We start from the raw sequence: 19,468 nt of genomic DNA on the forward strand, positions 1-19,468 counted from the left end.
GGCGAGTGGATCGGCTGCTTCGGCCTGACCGAGCCGGATGCCGGTTCAGACCCGGGCGGCATGAAGACGCGGGCCGAGAAGACGGCAAACGGCTACAAGATCTCCGGCTCGAAAATGTGGATTTCCAACGCACCGATCGCCGACGTCTTCGTCGTCTGGGCGAAGTTGTCCGGCGCGAGTGGGGGGGCGCATGAAAACCAAATTCGCGGCTTCGTGCTGGAAAAAGGCATGAAGGGGCTGTCGGCGCCGAAGATCGGCGGCAAGCTGTCGCTGCGTGCGTCGATCACCGGCGAAGTGGTGATGGAAGGTGTTGAGGTCGGTGAAGACGCGCTGCTGCCCAACGTCTCCGGCTTGAAAGGTCCGTTCGGCTGCCTCAACCGGGCGCGTTACGGCATCTCCTGGGGCGCGATGGGAGCGGCGGAGGATTGCTGGCATCGGGCTCGCCAGTATGGCCTCGACCGCAAGCAGTTCGGCAAGCCGCTGGCCGGCACGCAGCTTTTCCAGAAGAAGCTCGCCGACATGCAGACCGAGATCGCGCTCGGGCTACAGGGCAGCTTGCGCGTGGGGCGGCTGATGGATGAAGGCAAGATGGCGCCGGAGATGATCTCGATCGTCAAGCGCAACAATTGTGGCAAGGCGCTCGACATTGCCCGCCAGGCGCGCGACATGCATGGCGGCAACGGCATCCAGATCAGCTACCATGTCATGCGCCACGCGCAGAACCTGGAGACGGTCAATACCTATGAGGGCACGCATGACGTGCATGCGCTGATCCTTGGACGGGCACAGACCGGGTTGCAGGCCTTCTTCTAGACGCCGTCGGATCGTTTGGCGCTGCTTAAATTAGGTGCACCGCAACATCTCTGCTTGGAGAATGGCCAGCATTTGTGTCAGGGTTCGGCGAATTCGTTTCGAAACGCCGACTTCCGGGGCACCATGGCAATTCTGGCAGCCGTCTACCACCTGACCCATTACAAATATGACCGGCCGGTCGTTCTCGGCCCTCAGGTCATCAGGCTGCAGCCGGCGCCGCATTCCCGCACCAAGGTGCTCAGCCATTCGCTGAAGGTCGAGCCGGCGAACCATTTCGTCAACCTGCAGCAGGACCCCTACGGCAACTTCCTTGCCCGCTTCGTGTTTCCGGAACCGGTGACGGAACTGAAGATCGAGGTCGACCTCGTCGCCGACATGACGGTCTACAATCCGTTCGATTTCTTCGTCGAGCCGTCGGCCGAAACGTTTCCCTTCGAGTATCCGGAAGAGATCAGCGACGACCTCGCCATCTACCGGACACCAGAACCGGCCGGGCCGCTGCTGTCGGCGTTCCTGGAAACCATCGATCGAATTCCAACCAACACCGTCAATTTCGTCGTTGACCTCAATGCGCGCCTGCAACGCGAGATCGCCTATATCGTGCGCATGGAAACCGGCGTCTTTTCGCCTGAGGAAACGCTGGCCGCCGGCAAGGGATCGTGCCGGGATTCGAGCTGGCTCCTGGTGCAGATCCTGAGGAACCTCGGCATCGCCGCGCGTTTCGTCTCCGGCTACCTGATCCAGTTGAAACCCGATCTCGTCGCGCTTGACGGGCCTCCTGGCACGGCGATCGACTTCACCGACCTCCATGCCTGGTGCGAAGTCTATCTGCCGGGGGCCGGCTGGATCGGGTTCGACCCGACCTCCGGCCTGCTCACCGGCGAAAGCCATGTGCCGCTGGCGGCCACGCCGCATTTCCGCAACGCCGCGCCCATTTCCGGCATGGCGAGCTTCGCCAATGTCGAGTTCGGCTTCGACATGCGGGTCGACCGCATCGCCGAGCACCCGCGCATCACCAAGCCGTTCTCCGACGAAAGCTGGCAGGCGCTCGATGCGCTCGGCAATCAGGTCGACGCCGCGCTCGAGGCCGGGGACGTGCGGCTGACCATGGGCGGCGAGCCGACCTTCGTGTCGATCGACGATTTCGAGGCGGAGGAGTGGAACACCGCCGCCGTCGGCCCGACAAAACGCGAAAAGGCCGATGCTTTGATCCGCCGGCTGCGTGAGCGTTTCGCGCCCGGCGGCTTCCTGCACTACGGGCAGGGCAAGTGGTATCCGGGCGAAAGCCTGCCGCGCTGGACCTTCTCGCTCTACTGGCGCACCGACGGCGACCCGGTGTGGAGCGACCCGTCGCTGATCGCACGGGAAAACAGCGAAGCGAATATTGGGCCGAAGCAGGCTGAAAGCCTGCTGACGACGATTGCCGATGAACTCGGCATCGACAAGACCATGGTCAGCGAAGCCTATGAGGACCCGGCCGAGTGGCTGCTCAAGGAAGGCAAGCTGCCGGACAATGTCGATCCGTCCAATTCCAAGCTGGAGGACCCCGAGGAGCGCAGCCGCATGGCGCGAGTGTTCGAGCGCGGCCTGACCAAGCCGTCGGGCTATGTCCTGCCTGTGCAGCGCTGGAACAGCCAGGCGTCGGGACCGCGCTGGCGTTCGGAGAAATGGAAGACGCGGCGCGGCAAGCTGTTCCTGGTGCCGGGCGATTCACCGGTCGGCTACCGCCTGCCGCTCGGCACGCTTCCCTATGTGCCGCCGGCACAATTCCCCTACATCGTGCCGGTCGATCCTTCCCTGCCGCGCGGACCATTGCCGGCGCGCGAGGCTATTGTGCCTGAGGCCGCTCCCTTGCCGGAGGCTGCCTCTTTGCCCGAGCGCACTTTGGCCGAATTGGAAGGCGCCGACGAAATGGCGCGACGCCAGCAGGCGGTGTCCTTCACCGCCGCGACCGGCCAGCAGGACCGTGTCGAACAGGAGATCACCGAGATCGGCGGCGCGGTGCGCACCGCGCTTTCGGTCGAGCCGCGCGACGGACGGCTTTGCGTGTTCATGCCGCCCGTCGAGGCGCTGGAAGATTATCTCGAACTGGTCGCGGCGGCCGAGAACGCGGCAAAGGCGATCGGCCTGCCGGTCCATATCGAGGGCTACGGCCCGCCGCACGATCCGCGCCTCAACGTCATCCGTGTGGCTCCGGATCCCGGTGTCATCGAGGTGAACATCCACCCGGCTGCGAACTGGCAGGACTGCGTGGCGACGACCACGGCGATCTACGAGGAGGCGCGGCAGACGCGGCTTGGCGCCGACAAGTTCATGATCGACGGCCGCCATACCGGCACCGGCGGCGGCAACCATGTCGTCGTCGGCGGCGCGACACCCAATGACAGCCCGTTCCTGCGCCGCCCCGACCTCTTGAAGAGCCTGGTGCTGCAATGGCAGCGGCGCCCGTCGCTGTCCTATCTGTTCTCGGGCCTGTTCATCGGCCCGACCAGCCAGGCGCCGCGCTTCGACGAGGCGCGCCACGATTCGCTCTACGAACTCGAGATCGCAATGGCGCAAGTGCCGCACCCGGACAAGGGCAATGTGCCATTGCCGTGGCTGGTCGACCGGCTGTTCCGCAATCTGTTGACCGATGTCACCGGCAACACGCATCGCTCGGAAATCTGCATCGACAAGCTGTTTTCGCCGGACGGCCCGACCGGCCGGCTAGGGCTGGTCGAGTTCCGCGGCTTCGAGATGCCGCCCAATGCGCGCATGAGCCTCGCGCAGCAATTGCTGGTGCGCGCCATCATCGCCCGCGCCTGGAACGACCCGCTCGATGGCCGCTTCGTGCGTTGGGGCACGTCGCTGCATGACCGCTTCATGCTGCCGCACTACGTCTGGGCTGACTTTCTCGACGTGCTGGACGACCTCAAGCTGAACGGCCTCGAGTTTCGCCCCGAATGGTTCGACGCGCAGCTCGAATTCCGCTTTCCGTTCTGCGGCGAGGTCCAGCATGCCGGCATCAAGCTGGAGCTGCGGCAGGCGCTGGAACCGTGGCACGTCATGGGCGAGCAGGGCGCGATCGGCGGCACCGTGCGTTTCGTCGATTCCTCGGTCGAGCGGTTGCAGGTGAAGACCGAAGGGCTCAACCCCGAGCGTCACGCCGTCGTCTGCAACGGCCGCATCGTGCCGATGAAGGTGACCGATACCAGAGAGATCGCGGTGGCGGGCGTCCGCTTCAAGGCCTGGCAGCCGGCCTCGGGCCTGCATCCCGCGCTGCCGGTCAACACGCCGCTGGTCTTCGACATCTACGACCGCTGGTCGGACCGGGCGGTCGGCGGCTGCGTCTATCATGTCGCGCATCCCGGCGGGCGCAGCTACGACACCTTTCCGGTCAACGGCAACGAAGCGGAGGCGCGGCGGCTCGCCCGCTTCGAGCCGCGCGGCCATACGCCGTCCGGTTACGTGCTGCGCGACGAAGAAGCCGCTGAAGATTTCCCGATGACCCTTGACCTGCGGCGGCCTGCAAGACTCTGATCAGCCATGGCAAAGGGGAATCACGAGAAAATACGCGGCAGGCCGCATAACCTGCTGGAGCATTACCAGCCGATCGATGGCGTCGTCGACGAGATGGTGGATGCATCGGGCAATCCCCGCCCGGTCTGGACGAACTTCATCGAGGCACTGGAGAACCTGGGGCCAGAAAAGCTCGCCCAGCGGTTCGCCCGCGCCGATCAGTATCTGCGCGACGCCGGTGTCTACTACCGCGTCTATGACAAGGCCGGCGCCAACGAGCGCGAATGGCCGCTGGCGCATGTTCCCCTGCTGATCGAGGAGCAGGAATGGGCCGACATCAGCGCCGGCCTCGTCCAGCGGGCCGAGCTGTTCGAGGAGACGATAGCCGATATCTATGGGCCGAACCGGCTCATCGAGAAAGGTATCCTGCCGGCGGGGCTGATCGCGGCGAGCCCGGAATATTTGCGGCCCGTCGTCGGCATCAGGCCGGCCAGCGGCCATTTCCTGCATTTCTGCGCCTTCGAGCTCGGCCGTGGACCGGACGGCCGCTGGTGGGTGCTGGGCGACCGCACGCAGGCGCCGTCAGGTGCCGGCTTCGCGCTGGAAAACCGCGTCGCCACCACGCGTGCGCTGTCCGACATCTATGGCGAGATGCATGTGCACCGCCTTGCCGGCTTCTTCCGTCGCTTTCGCGACGCGCTGAACGGCATGGCCAAGGGATCAGGCGGCCGGGTCGCCATCCTGACGCCGGGGCCGCTCAACGAAACCTATTACGAACATGCCTATATCGCCCGCTATCTCGGCATCATGCTGCTCGAAGGCGAGGATCTGACCGTCTCCGGCGGCCGGCTTATGGTGCGCACGGTTTCGGGGCTGATGCCGGTCAGCGTGCTGTGGCGACGGCTCGACGCCGCATTCGCCGATCCGCTCGAATTGCGGCCGGATTCGCAGATCGGCACGCCGGGGCTGGTCGAGGCGATCCGCCGGGGCGCCGTTTCGGCCGTCAACGCACTCGGCTCCGGGCTGATGGAAACGCGGGCGCTGTTCGCCTTCCTGCCGAAGATTTCGCGCGAATTGCGCAATGAGGAGCTTCTTTTGCCGAGCGTCGCGACTTGGTGGTGCGGGCGGGACACGGAGCGCGCGCATGTGCTCGCCAATATCGACCGCATGGTAATCGGTCCGGCGCTGTCGACGCGGCTTGCCTTCGAGGATGACGAGTCCACCAGGCTGGGCTCGGCGCTGTCGGCCGGAGAACGGGCCGAACTGATAGCGCAGATCGAACGGGACGGCGGCGACTTTGTCGGACAGGAAGCGGTGACGCTTTCGACCACGCCGGTCTATGTCGGCGGCTGGCTGGAGCCGCGGCCGGCAAGCCTGCGCGTCTATCTGGCGCGAACGCCGGAAGGCTGGACGGTGATGCCCGGCGGTTTTGCCCGCGTCGGCTTTTCGCTTGACCCGACAGCACTCGCCATGCAGCGCGGCGGTCAGGCGGCGGATGTCTGGGTGGTCAGCGACAGGCCGGTGGAGCGCGAGACGCTGCTGCCGCAGGAGCACGACAGCTTCACCCGCAGCATGCCGGGCAGCCTGCCCAGCCGCTCGGCGGAAAACCTGACATGGCTCGGCCGCTATATCGAGCGATCGGAAGACACGGTACGCATCCTGCGCGCCTATCACGTGCGGCTGGCCGAGGCGTCCGACCCGGACATGCCGCTGCTTGCCGATATCAGGGACTATCTCGAACCGTTCGGCATCGACACCGCGACGGCGATCCCGCTGGGGCTGATCGGCACGCTGGACAGCGCCGTCTACAGTGCCGGACAGATCCGCGACCGCTTTTCGCCCGATGGCTGGCTGGCGCTGAAGGACCTGTCGAAGACCATTCATCAATTCGCGACAACGGTGGCGCCGGGCGACGATGCGACGCGGGCGATGACGGTCATCCTGCGCAAGCTCGCCGGGTTTTCCGGCCTGCTGCATGAGAATATGTACCGCTTCACCGGCTGGCGCTTCCTGGAGATCGGCCGGCGGCTGGAACGCGGTATCCAGATCGCCCGCACGCTCGCCCGGTTGACCAGGGCGGCTGCGCCGGACGGCGCGCTCGACATGATGCTGGAGATCGGCGACAGCGTCATGACCCATCGGCGGCAGTATCCGGTGCAGGCCGGCCGGCGCACGGTGATCGATCTCCTGGTGCTCGATCCGCTCAACCCGCGCTCGATCCTGTTCCAGCTTGAGCGGCTGAAGGCCGAAATCGCGCTGTTGCCTTCCGTCGGCGGCGAGGGGCATATGTCGCCGGCGGCAAAAGAGATCCTGCAGCTCAACACGGCAATCGCCATCAAGGAGCCCTCGGATATGACGGCGAAAGCCTTGGACGATCTCGCCGACGAGATCGGCGGCCTCTACAACAGCCTCGCCAAGGCCTATTTCGGGTAAGTATGCTCTACGACATCAGGCTCAATCTGCGTTACGACTATGATGCCGCAGCCGGCGGCGGCCGTCATCAGGTGCATGTGCTGCCGCCGACGATATCGGGGGTGCAGCGCGTGATCGCCGCTTCGCTATCCTTCGCGCCGTCGCCGAGCGAACGCTCGGACTTTTCCGACTTCTTCGGCAACAGCGTCACGTCGATCGCCTTTCGCGACGTCCACGATGCGCTCGACATCAGGATGAGCGCGCGCGTTGCGGTCTCGCGGCCGGAACCCGGGCTTGACGTATCGCCCGACATTCCCCGGCTGCGCGTGGAACTCGACGCGGTGCGGTCGCTGTCGCCCGATACACCGCATCACTTTCTGGCAGCCAGCGACCATGCAGGCGTCGATGCGGCGATCACGAGTTACGCGCAGGGCAGTGCCGGCCGTTCCGTCGTCGGCACGGCCATGGACCTGTGCAGCCGCATTCATCGCGATTTCACCTATGACGGCAAAGCGACCACCGTTCGGACCCGAGCCAGCGACGCTTTCAGCCTGAAGCGGGGTGTCTGCCAGGATTTTTCACACATCATGATCGCCGGCCTGCGCGGCCTGGGTGTTCCCGCCGGCTATGTCAGCGGGTTCCTGCGCACCATTCCGCCGCGCGGGAAACCGCGACTGGAAGGGGCCGACGCCATGCATGCCTGGGTGAAGGTGTGGTGCGGACGCGACACCGGATGGCAGGAATTCGATCCGACCAACGGCATGCGGGCAAGCAACGACCACATCACCGTCGGCCACGGCCGCGACTATTCGGATGTAGCGCCGATCGTCGGCGTGCTGAAGACGACGGGCGGGCAGGTCGGCGAGCAAGCGGTCGACGTCATTCCGGTCGTGCTCGAGAAGACATGACGGCAGCGAGTCCGCAATCCATGGGGGAACCAGCTGCGGGTCCGGCGCTTATCTACGGGAAAAACTTCGTGGAGAGGACATGCTGGACAAATCCGGGTCGTCGTCTGGCCGATCGGTCGCCAGGAAGGTTGCACCAAAGAACGGGGTGCCGAAAAATGGATCGCAAGCCTGTGCCGATCGAGCCTCGCTTACCTACATCACCGATACCGAGCCCGGTATCCGCCGTTTTAGGGCCGGCAGAGGATTTTCATACAAAGGGCCTGACGGGCAGGGCGTCGATGAGGACACTATGGCCCGCATCAAGGCGCTCGCCATTCCACCGGCGTGGACGGATGTGTGGATCGCGCCGGATGCCGACGGTCACATCCAGGCGACCGGCCGGGATCAGCGTGGGCGCAAGCAGTATCGGTATCATGCGCTGTGGGCTGAGGAGCGTGACGGCGTCAAATACTCGAGCCTGGTCGCCTTTGCCGAAATCCTGCCTGAGCTGCGACGCCAGATCGACGCCGATCTGCGCCGTCGCGGTCTGTCGCTGGAGCGGGTTGTCGCCGCTGTGGTCTGGCTGCTCGACAATACGATGATCCGCGTCGGCAATGCCGCCTATGCTCGCGACAACAACAGCTTTGGGCTGACCACGCTGCGCGACCGCCATGTCGACATCAATGGCTCGAGCCTGCGTTTCGCTTTCAAGGGCAAGTCCGGCAAGGAATGGAAGCTGAAGCTCGTCGATCGCCGGATCGCCAGGATCGTGCGCGGGGCGCAGGACCTGCCGGGCCAGAAGCTGTTCCAGTATCTCGACGAGGAAGGAAGCAGGCGACCGATCCGCTCCGACGACGTCAACCGCTACATCAGGGAGACGGCAGGGGTCGATTTCAGCTCCAAGCATTTCCGGACCTGGGGCGGCACCATCCATGCCGCGTCGCTGTTTGCGCAAACCGAACGACCCGAAAGCCAGGCACAACAGAAGCGGGTGATGAACGGCGTCATCGACAAGGTGGCCGAGCGGCTGGGCAACACGCGCGCCATCTGCCGCAAATGCTACATCCACCCGCAAGTGTTCGATGCCTGGTCCGAAGGACGGTTGCTCAGCGAAATGGCGGATGCGAACAAGCGGAAGCGATCGATAGCCGGCCTTGATGAAGAAGCTCTCGTTCTGAGATGGCTGAAGGCGCAAGAAGGCTGAACCAGACAGAGCAACCGCAGACTTTCACGGCCTCGCAGGACACATTTTTTTATCGACGCTGTGTCGGGATCGGTTCTACTGTTTCGTCCTTTGACAGAAGAAAAGGACGCCCCAATGCTCTACGCTATCCTCTGCTATGCCTCCGAAGACGTCGTCTGCTCGTGGAGCAAGGAGCAGGACGATGCCGTCATGGAAAAGCTCATCGGCGTGCAGGAGAAATACGCCAAGGCGGGCCGGCTTGGCCCGGTGGCGCGGTTGCTGCCGACGACCGCCGCGACGACACTGAGAAAGGTCAAGGGCGAATCGATCGTCATCGACGGTCCGTTTGCCGAAACCAAGGAACAGTTCCTCGGCTTCTACACCCTCGAATGCGCTGATCTCGACGAAGCCGTCGATTTCGCCCGCGAGCTTTCCGAGGTCAACCCGAGCGGCGGCTCCTACGAAATACGGCCGGTTTCGCTCTTCAGCCCCGCCAAGGTTCCCGCATGACCGACCTTACCTGGATCAGCACGGCGATCAGCACCGCCCGTCCACAGGCGATGGGTGCGCTGCTGCGCTACTTCCGCGATCTCGATGCGGCGGAGGAAGCCTTCCAGGACGCCTGCCTGCGAGCGCTGAAGAATTGGCCGACAAACGGGCCGCCGCGCGATCCGGCAGCCTGGCTGATCTTCGTCGGCCGCAACAGCGGCATCGACGCAGTGCGCAAGCGTGCCAAGCAGGCGCCGCTGCCGGAAGAGGACCAGATCTCCGATCTGGAGGATGCCGAGACCGACATCGCCGAACGGCTGGACGGCGCGCATTACCGCGACGACATATTGCGGCTGCTGTTCATCTGCTGTCATCCCGACCTGCCGGCGACGCAGCAGATCGCCGTGGCGTTGCGTATCGTTTCAGGCCTGAGCGTCAAGCAGATCGCCCGCGCTTTTATCGTCGGTGAAAGCGCCATGGAGCAGCGCATCACGCGTGCCAAGGCGCGCATCGCTGATGCCGGCGTGCCGTTCGAGACGCCCGGCGCGGTCGAGCGGTCCGAACGTCTCGCCGCCGTTGCCGCCATGGTCTACCTGATCTTCAACGAAGGCTATTCGACCAACAGCGGCGAGGCACCGGCCCGCGCGCCGCTCTGCGAAGAGGCGATCCGACTGGCCCGGCTGCTGCTCAGGCTGTTCCAGACCGAGCCGGAGATCATGGGTTTGACGGCGCTTCTGCTTCTCCAGCATGCGCGTGCGCCGGCGCGTTTCGACGAGAATGGCGAGATCGTGCTGCTCGAAGACCAGGACCGCAGCCTGTGGAGTCGCAAGATGATCGACGAGGGGCTGGCGCTGGTCGACAAGGCGCTGCGCCACCAGAAGCCGGGTCCCTACCAGGTGCAAGCCGCGATCGCCGCCCTGCATGCGCGGGCGGAAAAGCCCGAAGATACGGACTGGAACGAGATCGACCTGCTCTACGGCCTGCTCGAGCAGATGCAGCCGTCGCCGGTGGTGACGCTCAATCGCGCCGTCGCGGTCGCCAAGGTGCGCGGGCCGGAAGCGGCACTTGCCATGATCGAGCCCCTGGAACAAAGGCTTTCCGGCTATTTCCATTTCTTCGGCCTCAAGGGCGGCCTGCTGATGCAGCTCGGTCGAAGCGAGGAGGCGCGTACTGCCTTCGACCGTGCCATCGCGCTTGCCAACACGGCAGCCGAGGCCGCCCATATCCGCATGCATATCGACCGGCTGATGAAGGAAGGCGCCACGCGGGGAGCCGCGCGGACGGCGCACTGAACGCTCGCCTCACTGGTTCAACGGTCTGACCTCGGCTTAGACCATGCCGGGGTGGCGATTTTTCCCTGAAACGAGTAATGCCACGTCATGACAGCGCCCCTGATGTGCCGATGAGCACACGGCGCGTGCACAGACGCTAAGCGACTGGATCTGAAAGGGACAAAGATGACGATTGCGAAGGAAACGGCCGGGCTGCTGGCGAGGCTGGGGGTTGCCGGGGATACGCTTTCGGGCGGCGATCTTATCGTGCGCAGTCCGGTGACGGGTGAGCAGATCGCCGCGCTGAAGACGATCTCGCCGGCCGATGCGGCCAAGACCATCGATAGTGCCCATAAGGCCTTCCAGGCGTGGCGGCTGGTGCCGGGGCCAAGGCGCGGCGAGCTGGTTCGGCTGCTTGGCGAGGAACTGCGCGCGCACAAGGCCGAGCTTGGCCGGCTGGTATCGATCGAGGTCGGCAAGATTCCGTCCGAAGGGCTCGGCGAAGTGCAGGAGATGATCGACATCTGCGATTTTGCCGTCGGCCTCTCCCGGCAATTGTACGGCCTGACCATCGCGACCGAGCGCCCCGGCCATCGCATGATGGAAACCTGGCATCCGCTGGGAGTCGTCGGCGTCATTTCCGCTTTCAATTTCCCGGTTGCGGTGTGGTCGTGGAATGCAGCACTTGCGCTGGTCTGCGGCGACGCGGTGGTGTGGAAGCCGTCGGAAAAGACACCGCTGACGGCACTCGCGTGCGAAGCGATCTTCAAGCGCGCGGCAAAACGTTTCGGCGATGCGCCCGAAGGATTGGCGCCGGTGCTGATCGGCGATCGCGCCGTCGGCGAAATCCTGGTCGACCATCTGAAGGTTCCGCTGGTCTCGGCCACCGGCTCAACCCGCATGGGCAGGGACGTCGGTCCGCGGCTGGCGAAGCGCTTTGCGCGCGCGGTGCTGGAACTCGGCGGCAACAATGCCGGCATCGTCTGCCCGACGGCCGATCTCGACATGGCTTTGCGCGCCATCGCCTTCGGCGCCATGGGCACGGCCGGCCAGCGCTGCACGACGCTGAGGCGCCTGTTCGTGCACGAGAGCATCTATGATGCCCTGGTTCCGCGCCTGAAGAAGGCCTATGAAAGCGTCTCGGTCGGCAATCCGATGGAGACAAGCGCGCTGGTCGGGCCGCTGATCGACAAGGCCGCTTACGACAATATGCAGAAGGCGCTCAAGGAAGCGGCTTCGCATGACGGCAAGGTGACCGGCGGTGCGCGGGTCGAGAACGGCCATCCCGACGCCTATTACGTTCATCCAGCACTGGTCGAGATGCCCCGGCAGGTGTCGCCGGTGACGGAAGAGACCTTCGCGCCGATCCTCTATGTGATGAAATACTCGGATTTCGACGCCGTGCTCGACGAGCACAATGCGGTCGGAGCCGGGCTGTCGTCATCGATCTTCACCCGCGACCTGCAGGAATCCGAACGCTTCCTCGGTGTCGACGGTTCGGACTGCGGCATCGCCAACGTCAATATCGGCACGTCAGGCGCCGAGATCGGCGGCGCCTTCGGCGGCGAGAAGGAAACCGGCGGCGGCCGCGAGTCGGGCTCCGACGCCTGGAAGGCCTATATGCGGCGTGCCACCAATACGGTGAACTATTCCAAGGCGCTGCCGCTCGCCCAGGGCGTGTCATTCGACATCGACTGAGCCGATGGGATCCTTGTCGTGGCAGATACGTCGTAGCTGCCACGATTGGCCCCGGTCACCGTTATTTCCCATGACCTTGCCATCTGCGGTGGAGCGATGGTGGCGAGATCGCGCTGTATGCGCGCCTGTTCGTCAGAAGCTGCCGCGGCCGGTCCGGGTTCGGACATCGGCGGCCGTAAGGGCCTCGGCCGCAAGATTGATCTCAAAAATCACACACATTGACGTTAATTTAACACCATAGTATGGTCGATTCCGTTGGTTCGGAATTCCCATCGCTGTTCGGCTGCTGCGTCACTCGGGCAGCTTCCCTCATCCGTCGTCGAGCGCAATGCACCAAAATCCTATTCGCAACGCGTATCGGCAAGCGCTGAGCTGAGAGGTAACCATGTCCAGCCTGCTAGGGATCGACAACGGTCTGACGGTGACGAAGGCGGTGATCTTCGATGCCGACGGCTCGCAATTGTCGGTGGCGCGACGGCGGGTGCCGCAGTCGATGCCGCATGCGCGCTGGGTCGAACGCGACATGGCCGGTCTCTGGCAAGCGACCGCCGAGGCGATCCGGGAAGCCATCACCTTGAGCGGTAGGCCAGCCAGCGACATCAAGGCAGTGGCGGCGACCGCGCATGGCGATGGCCTGTACCTGCTCGACAGGAATCGCCGGCCGCTGGGTCCCGGCATATTGTCGCTGGACAGCCGGGCGGGCGAAATTGTCGACCGATGGTCGCAAGGTTCGGTCTTCGCCGACGCGCTCGCTCTGACTGGCCAGGTACCGCATGCTTCCTCACCTTCGTCTTTGCTGGTCTGGTTGAGGGAGAACGATCCGGAACGCTTCGACCGAATAGCGCACATATTCGCCTGCAAGGACTGGCTGCGGTTTTGCCTGACCGGCACCATCGGTACAGACCTGACAGAGGCGAGCACCTCGTTCACCAATGTGCGCACGCAAAGCTTTGCGCCGGAGGCGATGGGCATCTTCGGTCTTGAGGGGGTGTTCGAAGCTTTGCCGGCGGTGGCGCATTCGGCCGATGTCGTCGGCTACGTCACCGCAGATGCAGCGGCACTGACCGGGCTTGCAGAAGGCACGCCGGTCGCTTGCGGCCTGCATGATGTCACGGCTTCGGCGCTTGGCATGGGCGGCCATGAGGAGGGCGTGGTCAGCATCGTCGCCGGCACCTATTCGATCAACGAGATCGTCTCAATCGAGCCGCGCCTCGATCCGCGCTGGTTCTGCCGCAACGCCATCGACTTGGGGCGTTGGAACAACATGTCGATCTCACCAGCCTCGACGGCGAATTACGATTGGTTTCTCGACACGCTCTGCCGCCCGGAACAGGATGAAGCCAAAAGGACCGGCGGCTCGATCCACGAGATGCTGGCGGCAGAGATCGACGTGGCGCTTGGCAAGCCTTCGACCATCTTCTTCCATCCTTATCTGTTCGGCTCGCCTTACGGCAATGCCGCCAGCGCCAGCTTTCTCGGCCTGCATGGCTGGCATGATCGCGGCGACATGCTGAAGGCGGTGCTGGAAGGCATCGTCTTCAATCATCGCACACACGTCGATGCGCTGCGGGGCGGCTTTGCCGTTCGCGAGGTGCGGCTCACCGGTGGCGGTTCACGCAATCCGGCGTTCGCGCAGATGTTTGCCGACGTGCTCGACGTGCCGGTCATCGTCACGTCGACCGACGAGGCGGCGGCCTTCGGCGCAGCTCTTTGCGCCGGCGCCGCGGTTGGCCTTTTTGCCTCGCCGCAACAGGGGGCGCGGGCCGTCAGCAAGACGAGCCGCGAATATCTGCCCGACAGAGCGCGCAGCGCTGTTTTCGAGGATCGTTTTTCTCTTTACTGCCGCATTGCCGAATCGCTCAAGCCGCTATGGCCCGAGATCGAAAGACTGGCGGGGCAAAGCCCTGAGGGGGCTGCATGATCAAGGCCGACGAACGGCGCGAGGAAATCGCCGACTATGTGATCAAGTTCGGCCAGGTGCGCATCGACGATCTGGTCGAGCATTTCGGCGTGTCGCGCATGACCATCCACCGCCACATCGACCAACTGGCGCGCCAGGGCGTGCTGCGCAAGCTGCACGGCGCGGTGACCGTTCAGCCTTCCGGCCTTTATGAAAGCGCGTTTCGCTACCGGGTGACGGTCGGCAGGGCCGAGAAGGACGCGCTGGCGCACGCGGCGCTGAATTATGTTGAGGCCGGCCAGGCCGTCATGCTGGACGATTCGACGACGGCGAACGCGATCGCGCCACTGCTGCTTGACATCAAACCGCTGACCGTCATCACCAACAGTGTCGCGACCGCGGCACTCCTGACCAATGTCGACGACATCGATTTCATCTGTCTCGGCGGTCAATACCATCGCACCTACAATGCTTATATCGGCATCGTCTGCGAGAATGCCGTGGCGCAACTGCGCGCCAATCTTTTGATCTGCTCGGCTTCGGCGATCTCAGGCACCACAGCCTTTATCCAGGACCAGCATGTGGTGCGGGTCAAGCAAGCGATGTTTGCCGCCTCGGCCAAACGCATTCTTGCCGTCGACCATTCCAAGTTCGACAAGGTCGCCCTGCATGTCTTCGACGATTTGACCCGCTTCGACGCAGTGCTGACGACCGACGGCATAAGCGACGCGCAAGCGCAAAAGCTTGAACAAGCCGGCGTGAAACTGCGCGTCGTCAACATGGCCCGATCATGAACCCTGCCGACGACGCCGGCCTGTCGCACTCCGCTTTACCGGACCACTCCGTACCGGACCACACTGGGCGCATCGCCACCATGGCAAGGACGGGCGACGTCGACGTCGTCATTCTTGGCGCCGGCATCAATGGCGCTGGCCTGTTTCGCGATTTGTGCGCGCAAGGCGTCAGCTGCCTGATCGTCGACAAGGGCGATTTCGGATCGGGCACCAGCGCGGCACCCTCGCGGCTGATCCATGGCGGCCTCAAGTATCTCGAAACGGGCGAGTTCGGACTGGTGGCGCAGTCGACGTTGGAGCGCAACCTGCTGTTGAGGAACGCGCCGCACTATGTCAGCCCGCTGCCGACGGTCATCCCGATCTTTTCCTGGGCCAAGGGCATGTGGGCGGCCGTGCGCACGCTGTTGGGCTCGACCAGCGCGCCGCGCAGCCGCGGCGCCATCCTCATCAAGATCGGTCTGGCGATCTACGATTTCTATGGATCACGGCATAGGGTGATGCCACGCCACCGGCTGGTCGGACGGCGGCGGGCGCTGCGCGACATGCCGGCGCTGACCAAGTCGATCGTCGCCACCGGCACCTATTATGACGCCAAGATCAGTCATCCCGAAAGGTTGGTGCTCGAGCTGATCACCGACGGATTGGCGGCAAATATGCTCGCCGCGGCCGCCAACTACACGGCGCTGGTTTCGTCATCCGACGGTGTGCTGACTTTCCAGTCAAAAGACAGGGGCCAGTCAAAAGACAGGGGCCAGTCAGAAGACAGGGGCCGGTCCGAGGATGGTGGCGTGTTTTCGGTGCGGCCGAAACTGGTCGTCAATGCCGCCGGCCCGTGGATCGACGACGTCAACGCCTTGCTCGGCGCGCCGTCGAAAATGATCGGCGGCACCAAGGGCTCGCACATCCTGTTAAAGCATGACGAGTTGGTGCGAAGCCTTGCGGGCCGCATGCTTTACTTCGAAGCCGATGACGGCCGCATCTGCCTCGTCTACGACTATCTCGGTCTGGCGCTGGTCGGCTCGACCGACATCCAGGCCGACAATCCGGACACGGTGCGTTGCGAGCCGCAAGAGATCGACTATCTGCTCGAAAGCGTTCGAGCGCTGATACCGGGCATGACCTTCGGACGCGACCAGATCGTCTATGCCTATAGCGGCATCCGACCGTTGCCCGCATCCGACGCCTCGGTTCCCGGCCTAATCAGCCGGGATCATTCGGCGCCGATCGTCGAGCCGGAAAATTCGCGGCCCTTTCCGATTATCTCGCTGGTCGGCGGCAAGTGGACGACGTTCCGCGGCTTTGCCGAAGAAGTTGCCGACACGATACTCGACCGGCTGGGGCGCGGCCGCAAAGCTACCACGCGATCGATGCCGATCGGCGGCGGCAAGGGTTTTCCAACCGAGCCTGCGGCGCGCTCTGCCTGGTTAGCCGATGCCAAATCGGCTTCAGGCATCGACGAACGCCGTCTCGACCAGCTTCTATCGCGATACGGAACCAAGGCGTTGCCGATCGCCCGCCACCAAAGCCCATGGAACAATGAAGATCGCCTGCCGGGGGCGAGCGACTATGGCACATCCGAAATCGACTACATCGTCCGCAACGAATTCGTCGAGCATTTGGCCGATATCGTCATGCGGCGTACGACGCTCGCCATTGGCGGTTCGCTAACCATAAGCGACTTGAAGCAGATCGCCGCCATTGCGGGCCGGGCGCGCAACTGGGATCCGCAACGGATATCCGAGGAGCTCGACGCCGCTGTCACGCAGCTCAGCGACAAAAATCTAGTGCGATTGTAATGGACTTACTGATTGCAGCGGAGCGTCGCCGGAACGTCCTGCCTTTCAAAAAAATATCACGTGAAAACAGCATGCTAAGCCTTGTTCACACATGTCGGTTCTCTAAGTGTGCCGGAGAACGGTCAAAATATCACATATGTTGACGTGAACTTAACACTAATGTATGGTCGATTTCGTGCTTGGGCCGGACCGTTGCGAAAGGCTTCGGCGCGTGAGGAATTTCTCGCTCAAGGCAGTTGGCTGACGAACCAGCACACGCGATCGCGTCACACCATCGTGCAGCCGCCGAACAGCGGCTGTTGGTTCTCGGTCGCAATCAACTGCCACACGGCAAGGGTCTTCTCCATGGCGCCTGTTGCACGCTGGTCCCTGTGGAGGCGAATTGACAACGACACGAACGCGTGAAAAATTTTTCAACTGAAGATAATAATATCATCTCGGGAGGAGATGGATGAAATCCAGCAGCGCCGCCAGTCGTGATCGTGATCTGATCGGTGTCACGCCACAGGTCCTCGCGTGATGAGTTCACAGCCTGTCACCACGATCAATCGGCGGGTCACCCCCGGCGTTCGTTGGATTATCGCCGCGGCCGCGATCATAATCTTGCTCGGCGCGATGGCTCTCGACACCAAGGTCGTTGTAATCGGTTCGGCGGAAGATGCGCGAAAGGTTGCGTTTTCGCCGGAGGCATTCGGCAAGTCCGAGTTTCCGAATGTCCAGTCCGCCGTGGACCAGCGCGCGGTGGCCGCCGGCGTCCTGGCGTCGGCAATCGCCAAGGACAAGGCCGCGGCGGAAAAGCAATATGGCGTGCCAGCCAATGTCGGGACGGAGTTTTCCGTCAAGTTCACCGGCGTGGTCGGCGAAGGGAAGTCCGGCATTTATAACGTCAAGGTTGACGACGTTCCCAGCACCCTGGTTATTCGGGTGCAGACCGGGCCGGCGATCAACGGAACCGACCTGCGCGATGCCACGGGTACGATCACCTTCGGGCAATTCACCAACCAGATCGAGTACCAGAACGCCGGATCGGCTCTGAACAACGAGATGAAGAAGCAGGTTCTGTCGACCATCGACAACACCAAGCTCATCGGCAAGACGATCTCGGTCGTCGGCGTCTTCAAGTTGATCAACCCCAAAGGCTGGCTCGTCACGCCCGTGAAGCTGAGCGTTCAATGAATGCGGCACCTCAATTCGAGCCGGCTCCAGCGGACACCGTGCTCGCAGCGCGCAACATCGTAAAATCCTATGGTGGCACGCATGCCCTCAAAGGGGTCAATTTCGACATCCGCCGTGGCGAGGTCACCACGCTGTTCGGAGAAAATGGTGCCGGCAAGTCGACGCTGATGAAGATCCTCTCCGGTGTCGAGACGCCGACATCGGGAAGCATCGAACTCGATGGCCGTCCCGTCGCTTTCTCGTCTACCGTCGACGCTCGGAACCGCGGCATCTCGATAATCCATCAGGAATTGAGCCTCGCACCCAATCTCAGCGTGCGCGACAACATCTTCATGGGCCGTGAGCTGCGTGGCGCCACCGGCCTCGATTTCGCGGAGGAGGCTCGTCAGACGCGACTGTTGATGGCCGATCTCGAGGAAGACATCGATCCGATGACCCTGGTGCAGGATCTGCGTCTGGGCCAGCAGCAGATCGTCGAGATCGCACGCGCGCTGTCGGTGGATTCGCGTATCCTGATCATGGACGAACCGACGTCCGCGCTGAGCGCGACCGAGGTCGAGGTGCTGTTCCGCGTGATCCGGGACCTGACCGCCCGCGGCGTCTCGATCGTCTACATCTCTCATCACCTCGAGGAGGCGCTGCAGATCACCGACCACGCCGTGGTGCTCCGCGACGGAGCGATCACGGCGACGGCCAATGCGAAGAATATCGATCTCGAATGGATCGTCCGCAACATGGTGGGCGAGAACTTCGACCTGGGATCTCCACCCACGGGTTACGCATTCGGCGAGGTTGCCCTGTCGATCGATGAATTGAGCATCGCCGATGTTTCGGGTTCGGATCGCCTGGTCGTCGACCGGCTGTCGCTTGAAGTGCGCGCGGGCGAGATCGTCTGTATTTACGGGCTGATGGGCGCCGGGCGCACGGAATTGCTGGAGTCCGTCGCCGGACGCCTGCCGATGACGGGCGGACGGGTCTTGCTGGAGGGCAAGGACATCTCCCGCCTCAGCATTGCCGAGCGGATAGACAGGGGGCTTGTGCTGGTACCCGAGGACCGCCAACGCGACGGGCTGGTTCAGACGATGTCTGTGGGTGCAAATCTGTCGCTCGCCAGCATCGGTGCCTTCGTCAAGGGGATGATGCTGTCGCGGTCGCGGGAGCGGTCGCTGATCGACGGAACCATCCGCGATGTGCGCGTCAAGACCGCGGGCGGAGGCGCGCCCATCGGATCGCTGTCCGGCGGCAATCAGCAGAAGGTCGTCATCGGCAAAATGCTGACCACCAACCCCAAGGTCATGCTGCTGGACGAGCCTAGTCGCGGGATCGACGTCGGCGCCAAGGCGGAGGTGTTCCGGCTGATCGGCGAGCGGGCCGCGCAGGGGCTCGCGGTCGTGTTCTCGACCTCGGAAGTTGCCGAGTGCCTGAGCATCGCGCACCGGATCATCGTCATGCGTCGAGGCAGGATTTCGGCTCAGTTCAGCGCCGATGTCACGAAAGAGCAGATCATGGCCGCCTCGGGCGAGGCCGTGCTTGTCTGATCATGAAAAATAC

At 63.6% G+C, this 19,468-nt stretch carries 13 protein-coding genes; all 13 read left to right on the top strand.

The features are described from left to right. On the top strand, nt 1-813 hold an 813-nt coding region (locus tag IQ26_RS10935; protein WP_145716870.1), incomplete at its 5' end, for an acyl-CoA dehydrogenase family protein. A 123-nt stretch (nt 814-936) separates the two neighbouring features. Beyond that, entirely contained in the window at nt 937-4,332 is a 3,396-nt protein-coding gene (locus IQ26_RS10940) for a transglutaminase family protein (RefSeq protein WP_145716716.1), read from the top strand. A 6-nt stretch (nt 4,333-4,338) separates the two neighbouring features. Next, a complete protein-coding gene (locus IQ26_RS10945; protein ID WP_145716718.1) occupies nt 4,339-6,744 on the top strand; it encodes a circularly permuted type 2 ATP-grasp protein in 2,406 nt (801 codons plus the stop codon). 2 nt (nt 6,745-6,746) lie between these two features. Then, on the top strand, nt 6,747-7,631 hold the full coding sequence (locus IQ26_RS10950) for a transglutaminase family protein (protein ID WP_145716719.1): 885 nt from the start codon (nt 6,747-6,749) through the stop codon (nt 7,629-7,631). Between the two features lie 79 nt (nt 7,632-7,710). Then, a complete protein-coding gene (locus tag IQ26_RS10955; RefSeq protein WP_145716721.1) occupies nt 7,711-8,814 on the top strand; it encodes a DNA topoisomerase IB in 1,104 nt (367 codons plus the stop codon). Nucleotides 8,815-8,928: 114 nt separating this feature from the next. Then, nucleotides 8,929-9,303 carry a YciI family protein gene (locus IQ26_RS10960; protein WP_145716723.1) on the top strand — a complete coding sequence of 125 codons (375 nt, stop codon included), beginning with the start codon at nt 8,929-8,931 and terminating at the stop codon, nt 9,301-9,303. Beyond that, complete coding sequence (locus tag IQ26_RS10965) at nt 9,300-10,574, top strand: RNA polymerase sigma factor (RefSeq protein WP_145716725.1); 1,275 nt, start codon at nt 9,300-9,302, stop codon at nt 10,572-10,574. Before IQ26_RS10960 ends, IQ26_RS10965 begins: the two co-directional genes overlap by 4 nt. A gap of 165 nt (nt 10,575-10,739) precedes the next feature. Beyond that, complete coding sequence (amaB, locus tag IQ26_RS10970) at nt 10,740-12,251, top strand: L-piperidine-6-carboxylate dehydrogenase (protein WP_145716727.1); 1,512 nt, start codon at nt 10,740-10,742, stop codon at nt 12,249-12,251. Nucleotides 12,252-12,636: 385 nt separating this feature from the next. Then, nucleotides 12,637-14,172, top strand: a complete 1,536-nt coding sequence (locus IQ26_RS10975; protein WP_145716729.1) for an FGGY-family carbohydrate kinase — start codon at nt 12,637-12,639, stop codon at nt 14,170-14,172. After that, complete coding sequence (locus IQ26_RS10980) at nt 14,169-14,945, top strand: DeoR/GlpR family DNA-binding transcription regulator (RefSeq protein WP_145716731.1); 777 nt, start codon at nt 14,169-14,171, stop codon at nt 14,943-14,945. Before IQ26_RS10975 ends, IQ26_RS10980 begins: the two co-directional genes overlap by 4 nt. Further along, nucleotides 14,942-16,741 carry a glycerol-3-phosphate dehydrogenase/oxidase gene (locus IQ26_RS10985; RefSeq protein WP_162457930.1) on the top strand — a complete coding sequence of 600 codons (1,800 nt, stop codon included), beginning with the start codon at nt 14,942-14,944 and terminating at the stop codon, nt 16,739-16,741. The genes IQ26_RS10980 and IQ26_RS10985 overlap by 4 nt, the downstream gene beginning before the upstream one ends. A gap of 519 nt (nt 16,742-17,260) precedes the next feature. After that, nucleotides 17,261-17,917 carry a DUF2291 family protein gene (locus IQ26_RS10990; RefSeq protein WP_145716733.1) on the top strand — a complete coding sequence of 219 codons (657 nt, stop codon included), beginning with the start codon at nt 17,261-17,263 and terminating at the stop codon, nt 17,915-17,917. After that, nucleotides 17,914-19,455: a sugar ABC transporter ATP-binding protein gene (locus IQ26_RS10995; RefSeq protein ID WP_145716735.1), complete on the top strand. Its 1,542-nt coding sequence runs from the start codon at nt 17,914-17,916 to the stop codon at nt 19,453-19,455. Before IQ26_RS10990 ends, IQ26_RS10995 begins: the two co-directional genes overlap by 4 nt. Nucleotides 19,456-19,468: the final 13 nt, after the last annotated feature.

This window comes from Mesorhizobium tianshanense (assembly GCF_007830515.1).
GTDB classification, from domain to species: Bacteria; Pseudomonadota; Alphaproteobacteria; order Rhizobiales; family Rhizobiaceae; genus Mesorhizobium; species Mesorhizobium tianshanense.

Bases quoted from the DNA above. Each gene is read 5' to 3' on its own strand.
- IQ26_RS10990 (WP_145716733.1), top strand. From the start codon at position 17,261: ATGAGTTCACAGCCTGTCACCACGATCAATCGGCGGGTCACCCCCGGC.
- IQ26_RS10940 (WP_145716716.1), top strand. From the start codon at position 937: ATGGCAATTCTGGCAGCCGTCTACCACCTGACCCATTACAAATATGAC.
- IQ26_RS10960 (WP_145716723.1), top strand. From the start codon at position 8,929: ATGCTCTACGCTATCCTCTGCTATGCCTCCGAAGACGTCGTCTGCTCG.
- IQ26_RS10965 (WP_145716725.1), top strand. From the start codon at position 9,300: ATGACCGACCTTACCTGGATCAGCACGGCGATCAGCACCGCCCGTCCA.
- IQ26_RS10945 (WP_145716718.1), top strand. From the start codon at position 4,339: ATGGCAAAGGGGAATCACGAGAAAATACGCGGCAGGCCGCATAACCTG.
- IQ26_RS10955 (WP_145716721.1), top strand. From the start codon at position 7,711: ATGCTGGACAAATCCGGGTCGTCGTCTGGCCGATCGGTCGCCAGGAAG.
- IQ26_RS10980 (WP_145716731.1), top strand. From the start codon at position 14,169: ATGATCAAGGCCGACGAACGGCGCGAGGAAATCGCCGACTATGTGATC.
- IQ26_RS10975 (WP_145716729.1), top strand. From the start codon at position 12,637: ATGTCCAGCCTGCTAGGGATCGACAACGGTCTGACGGTGACGAAGGCG.
- IQ26_RS10985 (WP_162457930.1), top strand. From the start codon at position 14,942: ATGAACCCTGCCGACGACGCCGGCCTGTCGCACTCCGCTTTACCGGAC.
- IQ26_RS10995 (WP_145716735.1), top strand. From the start codon at position 17,914: ATGAATGCGGCACCTCAATTCGAGCCGGCTCCAGCGGACACCGTGCTC.
- amaB (WP_145716727.1), top strand. From the start codon at position 10,740: ATGACGATTGCGAAGGAAACGGCCGGGCTGCTGGCGAGGCTGGGGGTT.
- IQ26_RS10950 (WP_145716719.1), top strand. From the start codon at position 6,747: ATGCTCTACGACATCAGGCTCAATCTGCGTTACGACTATGATGCCGCA.